Annotated in this window: 15 protein-coding genes and 1 pseudogene; 5 read left to right on the top strand and 11 right to left on the bottom strand. The window is 49.8% G+C overall.

What is annotated here, in order from left to right; translation table 11 throughout:
- Window positions 1-52 precede the first annotated feature (52 nt).
- A complete protein-coding gene (locus H6F94_RS08180; protein ID WP_190801713.1) occupies window positions 53-2,248 on the top strand; it encodes a pre-peptidase C-terminal domain-containing protein in 2,196 nt (731 codons plus the stop codon).
- 756 nt (window positions 2,249-3,004) lie between these two features.
- Here H6F94_RS08180 and H6F94_RS08175 read toward each other — a convergent pair.
- Together H6F94_RS08175 and hisIE are read right to left on the bottom strand one after the other, a co-directional pair.
- The gene (locus H6F94_RS08175) at window positions 3,005-4,054 is read right to left on the bottom strand and encodes a PDDEXK family nuclease (RefSeq protein WP_190801712.1); all 1,050 of its coding nucleotides are present in this window, start codon (window positions 4,052-4,054) and stop codon (window positions 3,005-3,007) included.
- 319 nt (window positions 4,055-4,373) lie between these two features.
- The gene (gene hisIE / locus H6F94_RS08170; protein ID WP_190801711.1) at window positions 4,374-5,006 is read right to left on the bottom strand and encodes a bifunctional phosphoribosyl-AMP cyclohydrolase/phosphoribosyl-ATP diphosphatase HisIE; all 633 of its coding nucleotides are present in this window, start codon (window positions 5,004-5,006) and stop codon (window positions 4,374-4,376) included.
- A 168-nt stretch (window positions 5,007-5,174) separates the two neighbouring features.
- On the opposite strand from hisIE, the gene H6F94_RS08165 reads away from it, so the two are divergent.
- The 3 genes from H6F94_RS08165 (at window position 5,175) to H6F94_RS08155 (ending at window position 8,140) form a co-directional block, all read left to right on the top strand.
- Entirely contained in the window at window positions 5,175-6,683 is a 1,509-nt protein-coding gene (locus H6F94_RS08165) for a phosphoglucomutase/phosphomannomutase family protein (RefSeq protein WP_396426422.1), read from the top strand.
- 63 nt (window positions 6,684-6,746) lie between these two features.
- Window positions 6,747-7,310 (top strand): SRPBCC family protein, encoded by a 564-nt coding sequence (locus tag H6F94_RS08160; RefSeq protein WP_190801710.1) that lies wholly within the window; start codon window positions 6,747-6,749, stop codon window positions 7,308-7,310.
- Window positions 7,311-7,315: 5 nt separating this feature from the next.
- On the top strand, window positions 7,316-8,140 hold the full coding sequence (locus H6F94_RS08155) for a TPM domain-containing protein (RefSeq protein ID WP_190801709.1): 825 nt from the start codon (window positions 7,316-7,318) through the stop codon (window positions 8,138-8,140).
- A 27-nt stretch (window positions 8,141-8,167) separates the two neighbouring features.
- Here H6F94_RS08155 and H6F94_RS08150 read toward each other — a convergent pair whose 3' ends face one another.
- The 3 genes from H6F94_RS08150 to H6F94_RS08140 form a co-directional block, all read right to left on the bottom strand.
- Complete coding sequence (locus H6F94_RS08150) at window positions 8,168-8,878, bottom strand: D-Ala-D-Ala carboxypeptidase family metallohydrolase (protein WP_190801708.1); 711 nt, start codon at window positions 8,876-8,878, stop codon at window positions 8,168-8,170.
- Between the two features lie 207 nt (window positions 8,879-9,085).
- Window positions 9,086-10,708, bottom strand: coding sequence for an ABC transporter substrate-binding protein (locus H6F94_RS08145; RefSeq protein WP_190801707.1), 1,623 nt, complete (start codon window positions 10,706-10,708; stop codon window positions 9,086-9,088).
- 206 nt (window positions 10,709-10,914) lie between these two features.
- A complete protein-coding gene (locus H6F94_RS08140; RefSeq protein ID WP_190801706.1) occupies window positions 10,915-11,766 on the bottom strand; it encodes a phosphatidate cytidylyltransferase in 852 nt (283 codons plus the stop codon).
- Window positions 11,767-11,837: 71 nt separating this feature from the next.
- Here H6F94_RS08140 and H6F94_RS32885 point away from each other — a divergent pair, with 71 nt between their 5' ends.
- Window positions 11,838-11,972 carry a hypothetical protein gene (locus tag H6F94_RS32885; protein WP_277878023.1) on the top strand — a complete coding sequence of 45 codons (135 nt, stop codon included), beginning with the start codon at window positions 11,838-11,840 and terminating at the stop codon, window positions 11,970-11,972.
- A gap of 31 nt (window positions 11,973-12,003) precedes the next feature.
- Here H6F94_RS32885 and H6F94_RS08135 read toward each other — a convergent pair whose 3' ends face one another.
- The 6 genes and pseudogenes from H6F94_RS08135 to hpsA form a co-directional block, all read right to left on the bottom strand.
- Complete coding sequence (locus tag H6F94_RS08135) at window positions 12,004-12,387, bottom strand: hypothetical protein (protein ID WP_242041045.1); 384 nt, start codon at window positions 12,385-12,387, stop codon at window positions 12,004-12,006.
- 45 nt (window positions 12,388-12,432) lie between these two features.
- Window positions 12,433-12,528 (bottom strand): annotated as a pseudogene (locus H6F94_RS33530) (prepilin-type N-terminal cleavage/methylation domain-containing protein); the annotation flags it as partial.
- A gap of 79 nt (window positions 12,529-12,607) precedes the next feature.
- Window positions 12,608-12,979 carry a hypothetical protein gene (locus tag H6F94_RS08130; protein WP_190801704.1) on the bottom strand — a complete coding sequence of 124 codons (372 nt, stop codon included), beginning with the start codon at window positions 12,977-12,979 and terminating at the stop codon, window positions 12,608-12,610.
- Window positions 12,980-13,135: 156 nt separating this feature from the next.
- Window positions 13,136-14,134, bottom strand: coding sequence for a prepilin-type N-terminal cleavage/methylation domain-containing protein (locus tag H6F94_RS08125; RefSeq protein WP_190801703.1), 999 nt, complete (start codon window positions 14,132-14,134; stop codon window positions 13,136-13,138).
- Between the two features lie 45 nt (window positions 14,135-14,179).
- Entirely contained in the window at window positions 14,180-14,851 is a 672-nt protein-coding gene (locus tag H6F94_RS08120; RefSeq protein WP_190801702.1) for a hypothetical protein, read from the bottom strand.
- Window positions 14,852-14,931: 80 nt separating this feature from the next.
- The gene (hpsA, locus tag H6F94_RS08115; RefSeq protein WP_190801701.1) at window positions 14,932-19,653 is read right to left on the bottom strand and encodes a hormogonium polysaccharide biosynthesis protein HpsA; all 4,722 of its coding nucleotides are present in this window, start codon (window positions 19,651-19,653) and stop codon (window positions 14,932-14,934) included.
- Window positions 19,654-19,782 lie beyond the last annotated feature (129 nt).

Here is a 19,782-nt window from a genome sequence, read left to right as displayed (position 1 = left end):
AATTAGCTAACGCCTGTTCCACTAACCCTTACGAGCCAGCAGGGAATTTAACATGCACAGTGATTTATCGGTTTCTGACTCTAGCAGTGTTCTATATTCAACGGTTGGCCTCGGTTCCTCAACCATAGGAACCTCTAACCTGAGTCCCGATTCTGGCTTAGAGGGAACGGCCTCACTAGCTAATACCTCAACTCGAAACTCTGTTGGCTTCAGTTCCGAAAGCCACTCTTTGCTTAATTATACTTCTGCGGATGAGGATACTCTGACGGGTATTAACCAGAGCAGTGCCAACCTCTTAGATATTAGAGCTATCAATACTGGAAATCATCGAGTGGGTGCATCAACGGCCAGAGTTGAAGTTGATGCGCTGACTGGCAATGTTGCAAGTGCTGCTCTGGTTGGTAATTCAAGCTCGGATCCGCTCACCAACCATCGTTTAGTCACTGCTAACGCACCCAGAGTTGGAACAGCAGCTGATCCTGGCTCTACGTTGGCAACGGCCTCAAACCTTGGGGGTGGCAGGGGCAGTTTGGTGGGGATTCGCCGCGAGTTTGTTGATATTAATGATACCAGTGATGTTTATCGCTGCCAGTTAACCCAGGCGGGTCGTTTTAATCTTGCGCTGCACGGTTTGACTGGCGATGCTGACCTGCGCTTGTTGAATAGTCAAGGCAATGTGATTGCTAGTTCTGTAGCTGATGGGACTCAAGCTGAATGGATCAGCCGTAACTTAGCTGCGGGCAGTTACTATATCGAGGTTACCGCTTGGGAAAATGCTAGCACCGGCTACGCTTTAAGCTACTGGAGTGGAAATTCACGTTCGGATCCTGGTAGTGCGCTCAACACCGCCTCAAACCTTGGTTCCCCAGGCTATAACCAAAACCGCTACAGAACCGAAGCGGTTAGCGGTATTGACTCTACTGACTACTATCGCTTCCAGCTAGGACAGAACAGCGCTCTCGATCTGTCACTCACCAATCTCAGAGCCGATGCCGATCTGTTTGTGCTTAATAGCAGAGGTTCGGTAGTGGCTAGATCGACGAACAGTGGTCTTCGCTCAGAAACGCTCGATCTCTCCTTAGATGCAGGGGTCTACTATGTCCGTGTGAATTCTCACCGCAATGCCAATACGCTCTATACATTGGGTTTATCTTCAACTGCTCCAAGCGATTGGTTTGCTCAGAATCTAAGGGATTCGGATGTTGTGTTTCAGGCACGTAATCTCGCGGCTGATAGCAATTTCAGCCGTAACGATATGCTGTCTATCTTCCGCAGTGTGCAGGATGACTCAATTATTGATGTGAATGAGCAGGCTGACCTGTGGGCTCTGGTCAATACCAATAACCGCTTCAGGATGAGTAATCCAGTTCGCTGGCTTGCTGCTCAAGTTGTGGAAGGAACCAGTAGCAATATGTCCGCCAGTCTCTTTGGATCTAACGTAGGTCGCTGGTTCTTGGGCACTTATACCCCCACGCCACAGTTTAATGAGTATCCTCTGACCCATGTACAGGTTCAGGGCAATCTATTTGGCCCTTCAGGTCTGGCTCGCATCGGCGATATTGACCAGCGCGACTTAGGAGATTGCACTTTTTTGGCTGCTTTGGGAGCAACCTTCGGACCTCAAGTTAATGGCTTTGGCAATACCAGCAGCGCTGTAGTTAACAGCATGATTACAGACAACGGTGATGGCTCTTATGCGGTGCGCTTTTTCTCCAATGGCAAGGCGGAGTATGAAACGGTAGATCGTCGTCTAGCGGTGTTCAATGGAGAATTGTTTGGAGCACAGGCTAGCGGCAGTGCTAATCCCAATAACCCCAATAATGTGCTTTGGACACCGCTAGTGACGCGGGCTTATGCGCAGTGGCAAGAGTGGTACAACGGTAGACCTGGCTACGAGTTGATTGGCAATGGCGATCAGATAGAACGGCCTCTAGAGTTTGTAACTGGACGCAGACCCAGTGTGTTCAATACAGGTGAGATCAGCTTTGGCCAACTGCAAAGCGCGTTCACCAACAATCGATTCATCTCTGTGGGCCGCTATAGAGAACCTGCTACAAGAGATATCGTGGGCTTGCACGCCTACTCAATCACCAACGTCTATGTCAGCAGCAATGGTCAACAACGGGTCGTGTTACGCAATCCCTGGGGATATGATGGTCGGGCTGCTAACGGCAACTCAGATGATGGTTTCATCAACCTATCGTTTGCCAGCTTCCGCAATCAGCTAGATAGAGTTGCAATTGCCTGAGCCCTGGTTGGCAAGGTTAATTGGCACAGTCTCTGCTAAGGGAGCGACTTGAACGGGAAGGAGCGGAGCAAGCTGAGAGTTAAGCCCTCAGCTTGCTCTAGCCAGTAATCGCGCGAATGAGAACACTAACCACTCAATTGGGATGACTGGCAATGGCCTAAGGTGGATTCCACTCGTGCAGCTCAGCAAAGCCCAGTTGCCGCAATCGTAGGCGGTTGTCTTACACCGCTTGTCATGAGCCAACGAGCACAAAGCGCAGAGCTGGTTTCTCTGAGTTGAGGTCGGTGAGGTTGATCATAAGGCTTGAAACTTGGAATAAAAGTGTGGGGTGCTAGATCAGAAACTTGGTGAGCTAGAACAAAACTTTGGAGAGCTTCGCCAGAATTCTGGGGAGTTCAATCAAAAGCTTGTTGTCCTCGATCAAAAGCTTGCAGCTAAAGATCAGAACTTTGGGGAGCTGAATGAGAAGCTTGGTGTGCTGGACCAAAACTCTGGGACTAAAGACCAAAAGCCTGGTTCTCTGAGTCCCAAGGTCAGAAGCCACACCAGCAAGGTCAAGTTCTACATTTGAAACCTGCACAATTCCTCTGCTGCCAACAATTTAGCCAGCAGCAATCGTTCTTAGCAGATTGGCGATCCAGTAGTAAAAAGTGAGGGTATGTATCGGCTTGGCAATGGGCAGCTAGTGCTAAGCCGCAAATGCTCTAAATAGAATTTTGGGCTAACTCTTTCTGGATCAGAACTTCTCGATTACAACTACGACATTCCTGCTCGGGACTGATCGGGTAGCAAGCGTGACTTGACACCCGCTGCCTTCTTCTGAGCTTTTCGAGAACGAAACTCCTCTACTGCCATGCGCATCGACTCTTCCGCTGTCCAACGCGGTACCGGTTGCAGCTTAGGAATATCTTCAAAAGCAGCTAGCAAAAATTGATTGCCAGTGAGGTCAGCAATGGTCAACGCCACAGCCTTGCAGCAACTCTTGGGTGCGCGAATGACCTGTTCCTCTGCGAAATGAATCACGATCCAGCCTTTATCTGCCAGTAGTTTGTCGCGCAAATCAGAACTGCCGACAAAATTGCGTGGTTCGCAAGAGCCCGTACTAGCATCCAGGAAAAAAGGCTCATCCACTTCAATATTGATATGTATGCCTGTAACCGTATCGATGTAAGCAAAATCCAAAACACAATCCGGCGGCAGATCAGGCACAAGGAGCAAGTTGCCCCGATATACCCGCCCTGGAAAATACCGTTCCAGATAATTTAGAAAGCGAAACTCATAAGCCTTTTCTGGTTCTTGCCAATCAGCCGCAGGGTTGCGAAAACACTGAATGGAACTAAGCGCATCGTTGAGGATTTGACGTCGGTAAGCACTCAAGCGACTGGGATCATTAAGAATCTCTTCGCGCTCCCGTACCATCTCCCGATAGGCCTCCCGTCGATAGCTTTCCACCATGAGGTGTGACCGTACAGCCTCCTGATAGCGTTTCACCTGAGCCTTGTGCGCCCGGTTCTGAGCAATCTGGATGCGGATCACCAGCAGCATTAGGCCCAGAAACACACCACCCAAACTGATAGCTGCGCCTTGCATCACTGCTAGCGCTGAAAGCCACAGAGTCAAACCAGCAGTGCCTTCCGCGATCAGCACCCCCAAATGCGTCTTCTTCGCTCTAGGTTTCTCAGGTAGAGACTGGCAACGGTAGCGGGGAACGGGTGGTGGCAGCTTTTTGCTCAGCCCTGCCACTGGCTCCGGGACGTAGATTAGTGGGTAGTGTGAACCGGCCATTGACCAATTGCTGTATGCCATACTCACCCCAGACGGGATCTATGTCCGTAGCTCTGCTTTGGACAAGCCTTCTTTGATACTTCTGTGTGGCTGACCCCTATCCTTAAAAATACGGAAGTGGCCCCAGCCTGTCTAGCCAAAACTCTTAGAAACTTACAAAGAATTGCATACAAAACCGGAAGCCCCAGATCCGGAAGAAATTAGTTATTGCTAAAGAGGTATACCTAGCGGAACAGGTATTTATGCTTTGTTGCAGTGTTTTCCTTTTCAACCTCTAGACCGCAACTAGCAGAGCTACCCGGTTCTTTAAGGTCAGGGTGTCTAGGAGGGACGAAGGGCTTTAACCTCTTCGCTCTTGGAGCTTGCGGTAGACCGCTTTGAGGTCCACCTGGTGATGGGCGAGAGCGACCAGCGTGTGGTAGAACAAATCGGCTACTTCCCCCGCAATTGCCTCAGGCTCGTCATCCTTGCAAGCCATGACAACTTCGGCAGCTTCTTCGCCAATTTTCTTGAGGATTTTGTTGTCTCCACCCCGAAACAGGCTACAGGTATACGAATCCGGTTTGGGGTGGTCGCGGCGGTCCGTGATTACTGCATAGAGTTGGGAGAGCGAATCGGCAGGCGGTTGTACCGAGGCCTCACCCGTTCCAAAGAAGCAACTGCGCTCACCCGTGTGGCAGGCAACATCGCCAACCTGCTCCACACTCAGCAGTAGGGCATCGCTATCGCAGTCGTAGCGGATTGACTTGACCCATTGCACATGGCCTGAGGTTTCGCCCTTAGGCCACAGCTCTTGCCGAGAACGGCTCCAGAACCAGGTACGCCCCGTTTCAAGTGTCTTGTGCAACGAGTCCTGGTTCATCCAGGCCAGCATCAGTACCGTTCCATCCAGGTAATCCTGAACAATAGCTGGTAATAATCCCTGGTTATCGAAGCGAAGCTGATCAATTGGGAAGCTGAGATCGAGGGGCATTGAAACGTAAGGACGCAGCACCCCCTTAGTCTACAAGCTTGAGTCGCTAGGGCTCAGGCTAGTCTTTATCGAGGCTTGATCTGCCTCGGCCTTCACTAGATCTTCAAAGACTCTGTCCGAATCTTCAACAGCAGCTAACCGGTAAGCTCAGGGATTCTCGTAGATTGGGTGCAGTTCTGGCCTATTGCCCTCAATCTACGAGACCTCGAAATCGCTATGGCTCAACCGACCCGGATCCCGTCCCAGGTAGCCCCCATCCAGTTCGGCACCGATGGCTGGCGTGGCCTAATTGCGGCAGATTTCACCTTCGAGCGAGTGGCTCAAGTTGCGCCCCTGGCAGCCCGAGTTCTGGCTGAAACCTACGGTGCGGAGAACCGGAGCAAACTGATAATCGTTGGTTACGACCGGCGCTTTCTATCAGAGCAATTTGCACAACGGGCTGCGGAAGCAGTTGTGCGAGCGGGCTTTGATGTATACCTCGGAGAAGGCTATGCTCCCACCCCTGCTTTTAGCTGGGCGGCCAAGAGCTTGGGAGCTCTAGGAGCTATCGTAATTACCGCCAGCCACAATCCTGGCAGCTATAACGGGTTGAAAGTTAAGGGCTCCTTTGGTGGTTCTGTTTCACCAGAAGTGACTAAGCAGATTGAGGCATTGCTCAAGCAGGAAACTGCTGCCCCCGATGTTGCCCCTGGCAGCCTGACCACTTTTGATCCCTGGCCCAGCTACTGCGAAGTCTTGCGCTCCAAAGTGGACATCCCTCGCATTCGGGCAGCCATCGAACAAGGGCAAATTACTGTGTTTGCAGATGTGATGCATGGCGCTGCAGCCGGTGGTCTAGCTCAGCTGCTAGGAGTTGAAGTCACCGAACTGAATAGTAGCCGTGACCCCCTATTTGGCGGCGGTGCCCCAGAACCGCTGCCTCAGTACCTCTCCGGACTCTTCCGTCAGATGCGTCGCTTCCGTCGTGAGCACCCGGACAAGCTCTCCGTCGGTTTGGTGTTCGATGGCGACAGTGATCGTATTGCCGCCGTAAACGGAGCCGGTGAGTTTTTGAGCCCCCAAATTCTGATTCCAGTTCTGATCGATCACCTGGCCCGCAACCGAGGTTTGACAGGTGAGATTGTCAAGACTATCAGCGGTTCAGACCTGATTCCCAAGGTTGCTGCTCTGCACAACCTGCCAGTCCACGAAACCCCGATTGGCTACAAGTACATTGCCGATCGCATGCTCACATCGTCCGTACTACTAGGCGGTGAGGAGTCGGGTGGCATTGGCTTTGGCACCCACATTCCGGAGCGGGATGGGCTATTGTCAGGTCTGTACTTGCTAGAAGCGATGGTTGCAGGTGGCAAGGACCTGAGTGACCTTTATCGTGCCTTGCAACAGCAAGCTGGGTACACTTCAGTCTATGACCGAATCGATTTACCACTGGCAAGTATGGATGTGCGAGCCAAGCTTTTGGCTCAACTGCAAACCCAACCTCCTACTGAGATTGCTGGTCGTGCCGTAGCAGATTGCTTGACCATTGATGGTTATAAGTTCCGTCTGGTGGATGGTAGCTGGCTGATTATCCGGTTCAGTGGCACCGAGCCTGTCCTGCGGCTCTACAGCGAAGCAGCGACCCCCGAATTGGTTCAGCAAACTCTCCGCTGGGCGAAGGATTGGGCCGCCCGCTAGAGCAAACCTATGCAGCAGGCAAATCAAGTTAAAATACCTACTAGACCGAGGGGTGGGGTACAAATGGACCTGCTGTTCTCAGATGAAACGGGTAAATCGAATGACCAGTTGGGGGCTGTCGAGGGGCTGCCCCCAGGGGAATTGCAAGCCGTCGAAATCACCACGAAAGCTGAGGGACGCTCCCGTCTCCTCACCGCGAGTATTACAGTGCCACGAGCGCTAGAGCAGGTCTGGCAGGTGCTCACTGATTATGAAGCCCTAGCAGACTTCATCCCCAACCTGGCTGAGAGCAACCTGAGTCACGACAGTCAGGGGCGCATCCTACTAGAGCAGGTCGGATCTCAGAACGTCTTGTTTCTCAACTTCTCGGCGCGGGTCGTGCTGCTGATGGAAGAGCACTATCCTAATGAGATCCGGTTTGAGATGCAGGAGGGTGACTTCCAGGAGTTTAGGGGTTGCTGGCAGTTAGATCCCGAGGCTGAGGGATCTCGCCTAACCTATCGCCTTCAGGTTTTGCCCAAGCGACTCACACCTGTCATAGCCATCGAGCGCTGCTTGAAGCGAGAACTCTCAGCTAACCTGTTAGCCGTACGACAACAAGTTTGCGAACGCTACCCGACTAGCTGAGACTGATGCGCTTAACCCGTCTAGCAATCCTGGGTCTCTTGGTCTGGGCTTGCTTTGGGCTACTTGGGCTTTCTCCAGCCGTAGCCCAAACTAACCGTTCAGAGACGTCTATCACCCAAGCCTTAATTCCCAATCCTCGGCAGCGGCAGAGTTGGATTGCAGATCAAGGCCAACTGCTGACGCCAGCGTCTGAGAACAACCTGAACGTTAGGCTCAATGACCTCTATAACCGTACAGGCGTTGGCTTAGGGGTAGCAACTATATTGCGGGCTCCTTCAAACCGAACTCCCCGTCAACTAGCCCGAGAACTGCTTCAAACTTGGGATCTTCGAGGCGCGCTCCTGCTAGTCACTGTCGGTGAGCGCAAGGCAGAAGTTGCTATTCAGCCCTATTTGAGGGCTAGCCTAAGAGACGATGTAGTTGCCTCAGTTCTCAACCGCACCGTCATTCCTTCACTCAATCGTGGCAATCGAGAAGCTGGCATCATTGCGGGTAGCCATCAGCTTGCAGATGCCATTCAGACTAGTCTGAACCAACCCAACCCGTCTTCTGGGAATGTGCCTCTCAACTCAATCGGCTGGGGGGCATGGGCTTTAAGTTTGCTGTCTTTCTTTGCTGTCGGCACTGAAACCTTACCGGCCCGGTTGCTTCCTGCGTCGGTGGTGCAGCGTCTGAAATTGCTCTACCTGTTTGGCGTCGGTTGTGGAGCCGTGGCTCTACTCATGTGGGTAGCAGCCATCGCCCAGCTCAGTCTCAGCGTCGTGGTGATCGCTAGTCTAGTGCTGGGCGGTGTCCTGTTCCTGCTGGTGGGCTGGAGCCGTTTTGCCTAACTTCTCCTTGGTTCAGTCCGCTAACCTCTAACGCCCATAGGTCCATCGAGCCCGGTAGCCTCTGGCGTCAATATGGGTGAAGTTGCTGGCGCTAGCTAGGCCCCCTTTAGAGCCCCACCAGTTATGAAGGCGACGGTGGACTTCTGAAGGGTGAATGCCTTGGACAGTGAAGTCCACAGCATCTCCATAGAGGTGACGGCTATCGCGTGCCCCACCCACCCGCTTGTTATTGGCTGGATCTCTGTACCAAGAGTTAACCCGCACGGGTTTTTCACCCAAATAATCGCGAATTTCTTCTAAAACCCTAGCGATCTTAATAACGCTGACAACAACTTCCGAACTCACCGGAATGCGCGTGCCGTTTTTGGTTGCCTCTGCCCAGGTGAAGCTGCCACCGGGAACAATCGTGTCTGAAAGGTAGAAGATGCTTTTGTTGCCCGGCAGCTTGAAAGGACCAGTCTTGGGCTCACCGTCCTCATCAGGGTCGTTGGGGTTGTTGTCCTCATCTGTACCCTCAACCTCGATGTGCGGGCCATAGACGTACCAGGTGTTCTTTTGCTCTGGTCCTAATCTGGTATCTGCCAAAGCCACACGCACATGCTCGTGCTCAGCTGGTGCATGGGAGTGAACAGCAAATTCAGTGTTCTTCTTAATTAGAACCTTCTCTGTATCTTTGAGCTGGCTAGCCTGTTTAGGCGTTGCTTTGAAGAAGGTATCGTCAGTTACTTTCAGTTTCATAGGGATAGACCTGGTAGGTGAGGTAGTTGCATCCCAACGTAGTCGGCTCTGAACAGAGGCACTGAGCCGTCACGGTGCGAAGTGGATAGAGAGTTCATCCCCTCGTCGAGGGATATTGACTACCCCTCTTTAATGGTTTACCCAACTCAGATTGAGATTGCCCACACCCAGGAGGGTGAAGCAGGGTAACCCGTCTAGGTCAACCGGTTAGGTGTTGCCTACACTCACGCGAGCAAGGGAGTCACTGCCAACGGGGCTAGGTTTATAGCCCTGAACGTCTTTGGACCCTGCCAGGAGCAGCGATACATGAACTAGTGGCACCAGTGGTGCATCTTGTTTCAGAATCTCCTGTGCCTGAACGTATAGGGCACGGCGTTCAGCCTCATCAGTTAGAACTAGAGCATCATCCAACAGCTTGTTGACTCTGGGATTGTTGTAGCGGAAGCGATTGTTGCCGGGAATATTCCGGCCGTTAAACAAAGGCCCTAGGAAGCTTTCTGCATCGGCATAATCTCCTGACCAGCCCAACAGGAACATCTGCTGTTTGCCCGCACGGGTATCGGCTAAGAATGTAGCCCACTCCGAATCGACAATTTTGGCTCTAATGCCAACCTTGGCAAGGTCTTGCTGGAAGGCCTCAGCCATCCGATCTGCTTTGGGTAAAATCTTGCTGCCCTTAGAGGAAATCCAAATCTCAGTATCAAAACCATTAGGCAGACCGGCTTCGGTCAACAGTTGCTTCGCTTTATCCGGGTTGTAATCGTAGTCCTGGATTTGGTTTGCATAACCAGGAATACTCGGTGGCATCGGGTTAATTGCTGCCTGGGCATTTCCTGCATAGAAGGCTTGAACAACCGCCTGTTTGTTAACGGCGTAGCTAATGGCCTGCCGCACCTGCACTTTATCGAAGGGTGGCTTAGTGACATTAAAACCAAGGTAGCCAATGCTGAAACTGGGACGCTTGAACACTTGCAATTGGTCTTGTCCCTGGACCTGGCTCAACTGATCAGGATTCAAACCATCCATCAAGTCAATTTGTTGAGTGTTCAGGGCTGTCAAACGGGCCTGATCTTCCGGTACGACTTGATAAATTAGCTGAGCTACTCTCGGTTCTCCTTGACGCCAATATTCAGGAAATTTCTCTAGGGTGATCGTTTCGTTGCGTAACCACTGCTTAAACCTAAAGGGACCAGTGCCAACAGGCTTGTCATTGATTGACTGACCAGATACAAGGGCCTTAGGTGAGACGATGCCAAACGCAGGTAAACTCAGCGCTCCTAAAAAGGGGCCAAAGGGCCGTTTGAGTTGAAACTCAACGGTGTAGGGATCGACAGCCTTCACTGACTGTGTGAGCAAGTCAGGTTCCCCAGCAAAGCCACCGAATACAGTTTGGAAGTAGTCGTAAGTGCCACCTCCCTCTTTGTTGAGCCAGCGCTCGTAATTGGTGACGACCGCATCAGCATTGAGGTCCGTACCGTCGTGGAACTTGACTCCCTGCCGCAATTTAAAGCTGTAGGTCTTGCCATCTGGGGAGATCTGCCATGACTCAGCCAACTCCGGCTCAATATCAGTGGTACCGTCCTTTAAAGCAACTAGGGTTTCGTACAGGTTACGCGTGACAATAAAGGACTCAAAATCACTGGCATTAGCTGGATCTAGGGAGGGCGAGTCCGAGCCGCGGCCAAATACCAGCACACTGGAAGTGCCAGCGGTTGAGGCTTCCGGTTCAATTGTGGATGAATTTGTTGGCTGGGGTGGGCCACCGCAGGCGAGTAATAGACCCAGCGTTAACGTAAACAGAGCAAGAAAAGGAAACAGGCGCTTGAGCATTGAGGACACCGCTCAACAAGACAACCTATTGTGCCTCAACGGCTCCAGTGGAGGAGTAACAATGCACCTACTAGGAATAGCCCAGCCCGGAATAGAGGACGAATGCGGTACTGATACTTGGCCCAAAGGATGCGCCAGGATTTAGGGACGTTCCTCAAAGCATCTTCTCTCTAATCAGCTAAAGCTTGAGGTTTGGCCGCCAAATGTCAAAACTGAGTCAGCAGCAGGGTCACAAAATAGTAAACCAGAGGCGCCGTGAATACGTAACTGTCGGCCCGATCTAGAATGCCACCATGTCCAGGAATGATTTGCCCAGAATCTTTCACGCCAGCATCCCGCTTCATCATTGACTCGGTCAGGTCGCCTAGTAGGCTGGCGATGCCTATAATTAATCCTAGAGCTACGCCTGTCAGAGGCCAACCTGGCCAGCCCAGCAGCCAAGAGCCCACCACTGCAACAGCCACACTGCTACCGACTCCAAATACAGCCCCTTCTACTGTCTTTTTAGGGCTGATTGCTGTCAGTCGTGTACGGCCAAAGAACTTGCCTACGATGTAAGCCCCAATATCAGCCGCCCAGATACAGCCGAAGGCCAGCAGGGTGTAGAGCAGACCTGCAGGTGGATTGTCGGTTCCAGGCCAATATGCCCCCCAGCTCAAGCCCTCGGCAGGTAAATCACCAAGTCCCCGTAGGCGAATCCAGTAACTGGGCAGGTAGCCTCCATAAAACAGCCCCAAAATAGAGGCGGAAATATCTGCGATAGTAGCTAGCTTAGGTTGAAAGAGCAGGTAGAAGCAGATCAGCGTTCCAGCTACTGGTAGCACCGCATCTACGAGTCTGGGTGCCGCTATTGCTGCAACCAAAAGAACCTGGCTGACCACCAAAGTAGTCTTGGCGGCTGGCTCGATGCCTTTGGCCCGTACTAACTGAAAATACTCCTGCTGCCCCAAGAAGATGATTATCCCGAACGGCACGGCAAAGTACCAGCCACCCAGGACAATCATCCCGAGTGCCAGGATAATGGCAACTACTCCGCTGACCAACCGGGACCAGGGCATAGGGAAGACCAAATCTGCTGAAGGTTGGGCACACTTTACTCTAATTTCTCTACCGGTGGGCGGGCATACCCATGAAACCGGCACAACCAGCCTCAGTGTTGGTAGGACAAGAGCAAGATGCAGGCCAACTACAGCGGAAACCAGGGTTTATCTTCCAATGGGTCAATGGACTAGAAGGCATGAACATACCAGTAGCTCAAGTTTAGAGCCCTGCCGCCCTGCTAACTTCAGCTGGATCTAGCGCAGACAGTTCTCATCAGATTCAGTACGTAGATTCCCTAGCAAAGTGGACACAAATACACACCTTCGGGCTTTTGTGTTTTTAGATGTAAGTGCTATGCGACCTAAATTAGTAGAAGTTCCCTTCATACTAAAGGTTACAGAATAAATACTGCCAGGTGGCTTTTGGGGAGTAGTGTTATCGACATCAATCGCAATACCCTCGGGTAAACTCTGCCATTGTGCCTCCGTTAACGAAGTTGCAGTGATACCAGCAGGATGAATGGCAAATTGACCTCTCAGCGCAGTGTTGTTGCGAAAACTAGCAACCCAAGAGCGAGCCTCACGTAAAGCTTTGCTTTGAGCTTCTCGGTGGGCTGAGAAGACAGTTTGTTGAGCCATAGAGACTTGATTCTTAGCTAAAAAAGCAAGGCAACTTGGTGCAGTGATAGCAGACAGCAATCCTGAGACGAAAAGGACAACCAGTATCTCAAGCAACGTAAGTCCATCTACTGATCGGCTACTAACTCGTTTTCTTTGCATGGGGGAAGCCATTGAGTTTCAATTTCGATCCGTTTTACCGTTGTCGCTATTAAACCCCAAAAATCGCACTTGCTAATATTCAAGGACAGGCGTTGCCATTAAGCTCCGTAATTGCGCCGATTAATGACTGGATGGCAACACATTGTTTTGAATTGCTGCTGTTTGGCACAGAAACTGTTACATAATAGGGGATAGGTGTAGACTGCGGTACGTTCCCTAAAGAGTCAAAGATAATTGAAGGGGAGCTAGCTGCAAGGCGTACCGCCCCCGGTTTAATATTTCCTTGCCCTAAGCTATAGAATGTGTTGCCGATACTAAGCTGTGGGGGATCTGAGGTAGTATCAAATTTAACGATTTGGCTGGCTCGCTTCTGCCTGGCAGTACTCTGAGCTTGACGTAGGGTCTGCAAAACTTGAGCTTTCGCAGCACTCGCTTGCTGGCGTTGGACCATAGAAGTCCATCCAGGGGCGGAAATTGCGAACAAGATACCAGTAACAGCAACTATAACTAGCGTTTCCAACATTGTGAATCCAGCCGTTGATGGCGTTGGAAAAGTCTTTCTTCTCATGGAACTGCTCTATATTTAGACTTGTGCTTAGGATGCATCTTAGGGATCAGGACTAGGTGTTTTATCTAGAATGGCACGGCTGAGAATCTGAGTTTGCATTGTAGGAATTATATTGTCGCCAACTACTCCTGGTCTGCCATTAGCGTTGCCTCTAAGAAAGACTAGAACGTCCTGGTTAAAATTTTTCGATAAATCCGATTGTGCTCGAATACAGCCATAAAAGCTTCTGGTTACAGTGGCCGCATTGGTAGGTGTTAGCTCATAACCAACAGGACAACTAGGAGCTGGTCGCTTGCTAGAGTTTTGTTCGTTATCAATAAAATCTACCAATGTAGGGGTATTGCCACTTCCTGGAAGCGTCCCGTTCTGCTGGTTGGTCCATGTATTGTTCGTAGTCTTTTCGTATGGCCATTTTCTGAAGGTACTTTCCTGCTGAAGTGGCGCAACATATCCAGCGGCTGAAACCAATGTATTATTACTTGTTGCGAATGCGTTTAGTGTATACCGGAGAATACGTGCTTTCCCTTTCCAAATACTATTTGTCTGATTCGGCATCAGGGCATAAAGAATTAGACTATAAGAACGGCCTACGATTTTGTAGTTATTGCAAATTGTGACCCCTGAACTCTGGCATTGAGATGGTAGAGGTTCTGGCTTCCAAAAAGCTATAACTGGAACACTGCCAGGAGGCAAAGCAATATGATTTAATAGGCCAGGACAAAAATCAAGTGAAGCTGAGTTAGAGGTGTTTACTCCTGTTGTTGTCAAGCAATTGGGCGGGTACAGGTAGATAGCTTCTTTGACATCTGAACCAATATAGTCCAGTGCCATTTTCATGTCCTGCTGGGTTTGTGTTTTGGCGAAATCGCGCTGATTAGTTTGTAAAAGCTCATTGACTATATACAATAAGCTGGAGACAACTATGCTGGCAATGACAGCAGACACCAACAACTCAACAAGTGTAAAACCAGCTTTTTTAGATCTTTCAGGGGATGTCCGAAACATCCGGAACAGAGGCTTAAACAACTGTGTAGACATTGCCTTTTAACTCGGTTTTTAGGTTCTTGATGCAGTAGCCTGAAATTACTTCTCTGGGACTGGATTACATGTGATGTACTGCTGGTATCTATCTAAGGACATTTTAGTGTCATTACGAGTGAGGACTGAGTATCCTACAGCCAGAGGACGATTGCTTTGAGTACCCTGACCAGTAGTAAATTTTAAGGACGCAGGCTCAGTGCTGAGACTGTTTAAGTTGCTTGATGCTGATGCTGTATATACTCTGACGCCCATACGGAAAGTAACAGGTTGACTGTTGATGCCTGCTACTTGACCACTATCTCGAAAAGTTTGAACGAAATAGTCCGGTTGGCTGTCCCGATTTATATCCACAAGGTAAGCTTGCCGAAAGCTAGTTACTGCACTAGCACTGGCAACAGTGGTGTTGGGCGCTGCTGCGGATTCGATTTTTGTACCACTGCTGCCAGTACAGGTTGTTGTAGTAGTGAAGGCTACGGGAGGAAGTTCTGCGCCAGTGTAATCTCCCTGCTCAACTCTCACCTTGGCTCGCTCCATTTCCGCCTGAGCCAACGCGACTGCTTGTTCGGCTCTTTGATTCTGAACACGAGTTGCATTAACCAGAAAAACTTGAGGAGTAATCGTGGCAGTTGCCAGTAACGTTACAGCAACTGCTGCCAAGCATTCTAGAAGAGTCAGGCCCTTATCCGCCTGACTAGTTTGCTTAAGTCCTTTCAAGGCTATGAAGACTATGCAAGTACGTAAACGATAAGTTGTTTGCATTCTGCTAAGTACCATTCGATTTCTGTTTCAAGAGGCTAGGAGCAGTTTGCGGTGGGATCTACACGGTTTACATTGGATGATAAATCCCTATCTCCACAGAGCAGCTTTTTGATGTAAGGATCATCAGCTGAGGGTTCATGATAGAACTCGCTGCGAGAATTGCCTGGGGTCGTAAATCGCTTAGAAACAGGCCCAGCCGGTGCAAGCTGTAGTCCGACGTCATAGCCCCACTTTCGGTTTGGTGGGCTGTAATATTTGATGCGCTCGTTGAATGCATCAGCTCCAGTAGGAGGTTCCCAACTGTCTTGGTCATAAGGACCTGTAGCTGAGGTACTAAAGTTAAGTTGCAGCAAGGCTCCAGACAAGTAGAGATCATCACCAGTCCAGTCTTCAATAAAGCGAGGAAAGTTATGAAGACCCCCATAAGTCTGCCCTGCCCGAGAAGGTACAATGCCACTGATAATGACTGCATTAACCCGAGTATCAGTTGCCCCTTGTACTGCTTTTCCGTCATTAAAACTGTAATATGAGCCAGGGTAAGGAGTGCCTGATGACAGGACAGGAGCACCATTGCTATTGACTAAAACAGGCGATGTGGGACTTGTAGAGTTATCCTCTGGGTTCTCTCGGCGCCAGCTTGTTGCGGAGGAAACGTTATCTCCAACCCGGTTCTGATTGAGATAAGAAGTTAAACCGTTGCCAGAACCACATCCATATATTGAGCGGTCAACAGTGTCATTTTTGGCGTTGTCATCAATTGCTAATGGGTTATTGTTAGTCCCACCATTGTTGAAGACGAAACTGTCCTGGATACTTCCATCACAGAAGCTATCTGAGAGAATAGTTACAGCGTCAGCCAGAATTTCTACAGGGCGCCAAGTGTCTGAGTCTGTACCTGTAGCGGTGAATGGTTTAGCGAATCTAGATTCCAGGGCTGAGCGGCTATAGAAGTTGTCCCAGCTATCTGAAACCTTAGTTGTAAACTCCTCAAGTAAATTGCTGGTGGTTACGCTACCGTCTGTGCTATGAGGATTGAAGTTTCCCTGTATATAGACAGAGCTGTCGGTGATGAGTGACAAACCATTAATATTGTTCTGGTTGGCGACAGTCCCTCCACGCTTCAACTGAAGGCCGTTTCTAAGCCGAAAACCATAAGGGCGGCGATCTGGTTCTGCGTAATAGTCAACGGGTTTCGGACTCACAAGGTTACTTGGGTCCACAGGAGGATCTTGAGGAGAAACCACGCTAGGCTTCATGTGGCAATTGATAGCTGTTAGATCAGCTCTGCAAGTAGCCCAATCCCCTGATGCTGGTCTACTGATAGCATCTTCCCTTGCTGCATCCTCACGGAACGCATAGACAATCCCACCAGCAGGCAGAATAGTTTCGTTGGTGCCGATAGCAGTGCTTCTCAACAGATCTAAGTCGAGGTCTAATACCCTAACATTCATCATCTCTCGACTATTGAAAAAAGCCTTGTCTAGAAAAGGAACGGCTATCGGTACCACCGTACCACTCGTTAAAACCTTGATTACGTTTGGTTTGCCTGTAACAGTTGTACTAGAGCCGAGTGACCAAGCAGAGTGGGCTTTTGGTAGAACCTGGATATCTGAAGGGCTAAAAGTTTGATAGGTTTTAGCGCCATTGATAGCAGCATTCGTGATGTATAAGTCGGTGGCATATTTATCACCACTAGACGTTTGGCTCACTGTTCCTGAGCCACTGCCGACATGGTTGTGATCAACAGCTGGAAAGAGATAATAGAGGGAGGGATACTTAGGCTTTTGTGATACAGAGCAGAAGGCCATTGCCATGCCCAAGTTAGATTGCTCTGAGTTTGATCCAAGAGGAGCGAATCGCTTAGGATCACACGCAACTCTAAACTTAGTGCCTGGTCCGACCCTAGCGTTAAGAGTGCCCTGAACTGTATAGGTAGCATTAGCCTGATCATATCCAGGGCTTGTGCCTGGAAGACCAACACCTGTTGCAAAACCAAGGGTGCGGTCTCGCTCTATTTGTAGCTCCTCACTAATGATCTGGAATTGGCGAACTATTTGAGCTTTGGCGTCAGCACTTCCTAATCCTGAAGTATTTAACAGCGCCTTGATCCAATCATCCGATTTGAACTGTGAATACCAGTTGGGGTCATAAGTGACAGGACAGGGGTTGGCAGCGTTGGGACCAGAGTCGCAGAGACCTTGAAAGTTGGTTCCTTTTTCCTCATTACCTGTATTAGCGATGCCATCCATTAGCTGGAATAGTTTTCCACCTAAGGCATTCGCAGGATTACTCTCCATTTCAGCTAGTATGGCGTTGTACGAGTCATTTAGTCCCTTGAAGTTGTAGGCTAGCATCCCTAAAGTGCAACCAGCTGTATCCAGAGTTGATTTATCTGCAATGCTGAGGTCTGCATAAGAGACTGGCGTTGTGGCCTCTAGCTTCCCCTCAATCACTCGTCGCAGATTGGAGAAGTCCCCCCACATACTCAGATTGGAGTATGGATGTACAACTGGGCCTACTGCCGAGACGGCTGGACTTAATGCTGTGTCTTGTCTTGCAGGGAAAGCACCGTAAGGATCGCCAGCCATCAAAGCGAGATTCTTGAGCGCTTTACGAATAGAACTGCTGGAATCGTTAATTGATGAGAAGTCTGATGCGTTAAACTCCCAGCCATTGGTTCCATTCCCAGTCAAGAAATTGGTGGCGAGGTTTGTTGTCGACTCAAAATTATTAAAAGTTGTACTGTTGGCAAGGGTAGTCGCTGTTCCAGGATGTACTGTGGTTGCTAGGCAGGCTATAGGAGCATCCTGACTGATTGCCTTATGATAAACAACAGTGCTTTGCACCGCAGCTAAATTGTCTCGAAGTGTTCTTTGCTGACGTGCTTCGTTAGTAATGGAATTCGTTGTTATTGCTGTGATTGGAATATTAGGTGGGTAAAGCGGATCACTGTTAGTCCAACCAAAGGTATTACCTAACTCTAACCTTTGACCTACGATCAGTCGTAAGCCATCTACCCTAGCTCGTCGTTCCCAATATCCATCAGCTCCCAGGTTTTCAGGTTCATTGGTTGGAGGGGTATTACGCACTAGATCCGTATTAGTGCTGGCAATCTGCTCACCAACCTTGCTTCCTAAAGGGGGTGGTTTAGGCCCAAACCGATCATCTGCACGATAGGTATCGTCTACATAGGGGGCAGGTTGCCGTTGGTTAAGAATACGCTGATCAGTAACAACTGAATTAGAACTCCAGGTACTGGCTCTCAGGTTTTTATTGCTTGGATCTGCCGCTTGTCGAGACTGCGATTTATTCTCGGTGAACAGCGTTATTGGGTCGAGAGCAAGATTGCCGAATACAGTTCCGCTAGGAGGACTAACTGAATCATTACTTGACTTCAGAGTAATACCACTACTGCCAGGATTAGAAATTTGACGGTGGAAGGTTGCACCACCACTACTATCGAAATCATTATCTCCCATTGATCCAGATGCAACTTGGCCCTGGAAACCTTGATAACCCGAAGTATCGGCTGAGATTTCAGTGACTGAAACTTCTGAAGAATCTTTGTTATATAAGCAGGAGTTTGGTGAGCTGATTAAATAAGAGGTAAACTTGCCTCCAGAAACAAACATGTTGCCTTCAGTATGCACGGCCCCGTTCATATTGAAGGTGGGCCCAGGAAAAATCTCTAGATCATTACGAAACCAAACTGCCCATTTGTTGCCTCGGTCTACACGCCTATCCTGCTCAAGCTCTAAAGTCGCAACTGCTTTGTAGGGATTGATCGTCCCATCAGGGTTATTACTTGTAACTACAGCGTTGATCTGTACAGCTTTGTAGAGATAAGATGTGTTGCCACTCGGGTCACTAAACCAGCCCTTCTCCCCAGCGAAGGCACTATTGTTACCTTGTGCTGTTGCACAGTTGCGAGTGGTACCTTGAAGTACTCGCAATGGGCCATTACGGACCAGAAGATTGTTGGCCCGTTGCTGGATAGATGTATCGCTCAGATTTTTGAGATCGAGAGCTGCACTGTAGCCAGAGGCAGTTGAATCCTGAATCGGCGTGTTTAGGATGACAGAATAAGCAACTGTTTTACCATTAGAGGTATAAGTCCAGGCTGGATCCGCCTGGTTATCTCCATTCAAGTCTAAAGGTGTCTCATCAGCTAAGGTGTAGCGGTTTTGGACGCCAGCAGTATTGAGGTCAGCATCAACGCTGTTTGCGTTAGTGCCATCATTGAGCAGAATGCTCTTTAATACTGCTTCTGCCGGCACACCACCTGGGAGGCGGTCATCTTTCGTGAATAAGTATTCTACTTTAGCTCTAGCTCGATCAACTGCGGGGGCAGCAGCATTGTAAATGATGGCGTCTTGTCGATCGCCAATGACTTGAGAGGTGCGGGTATAAGCTCGAAATACTAGCGTGCTAGACACTAGAACCAAAAGCAGAACTGTTAAAATGGTTGTGGGCAGGACGAAGCCAGCAGTTGTATTGCGTAAGCCTCGACCGTTCACAAAATTCTGCAAGACCCACTGTAATGGGTTAGAACTGCGGCGTCTACGAGTTTCTGGGGTTACTCGTACAGTTTGGCTAAAGCGAGATTGCCAGGGGAAGGTTGGAAAAGTGGATCGCCCACGCTGGTGGGGAAACCAGGTTTCTACACGCCGCTTTATAGATTTAAAAGCCCGCACAGCCATCTTTTGAAAAGAAGGCAACCGGTGAAAGTTTCCTTTTCTAGGTGCTCGACGGGGCATGGGGCTTTCTCCTGACAGCGTGAACGGATGCAGATTTAGAAGTACCCAGTTTGCTCACTAAGAGAACAAATGAGTTTAGGGGGCAGGTAAATACAGATAAAGATGTTCTGAGAACTCACAAGTTAGAGA

This window comes from Leptolyngbya sp. FACHB-261 (assembly GCF_014696065.1).
In the GTDB taxonomy this organism is placed as follows: Bacteria; Cyanobacteriota; Cyanobacteriia; order FACHB-261; family FACHB-261; genus FACHB-261.
Note: the sequence above shows the minus strand (reverse complement) of the source record. Positions and strands in the feature narration are given on the sequence as shown.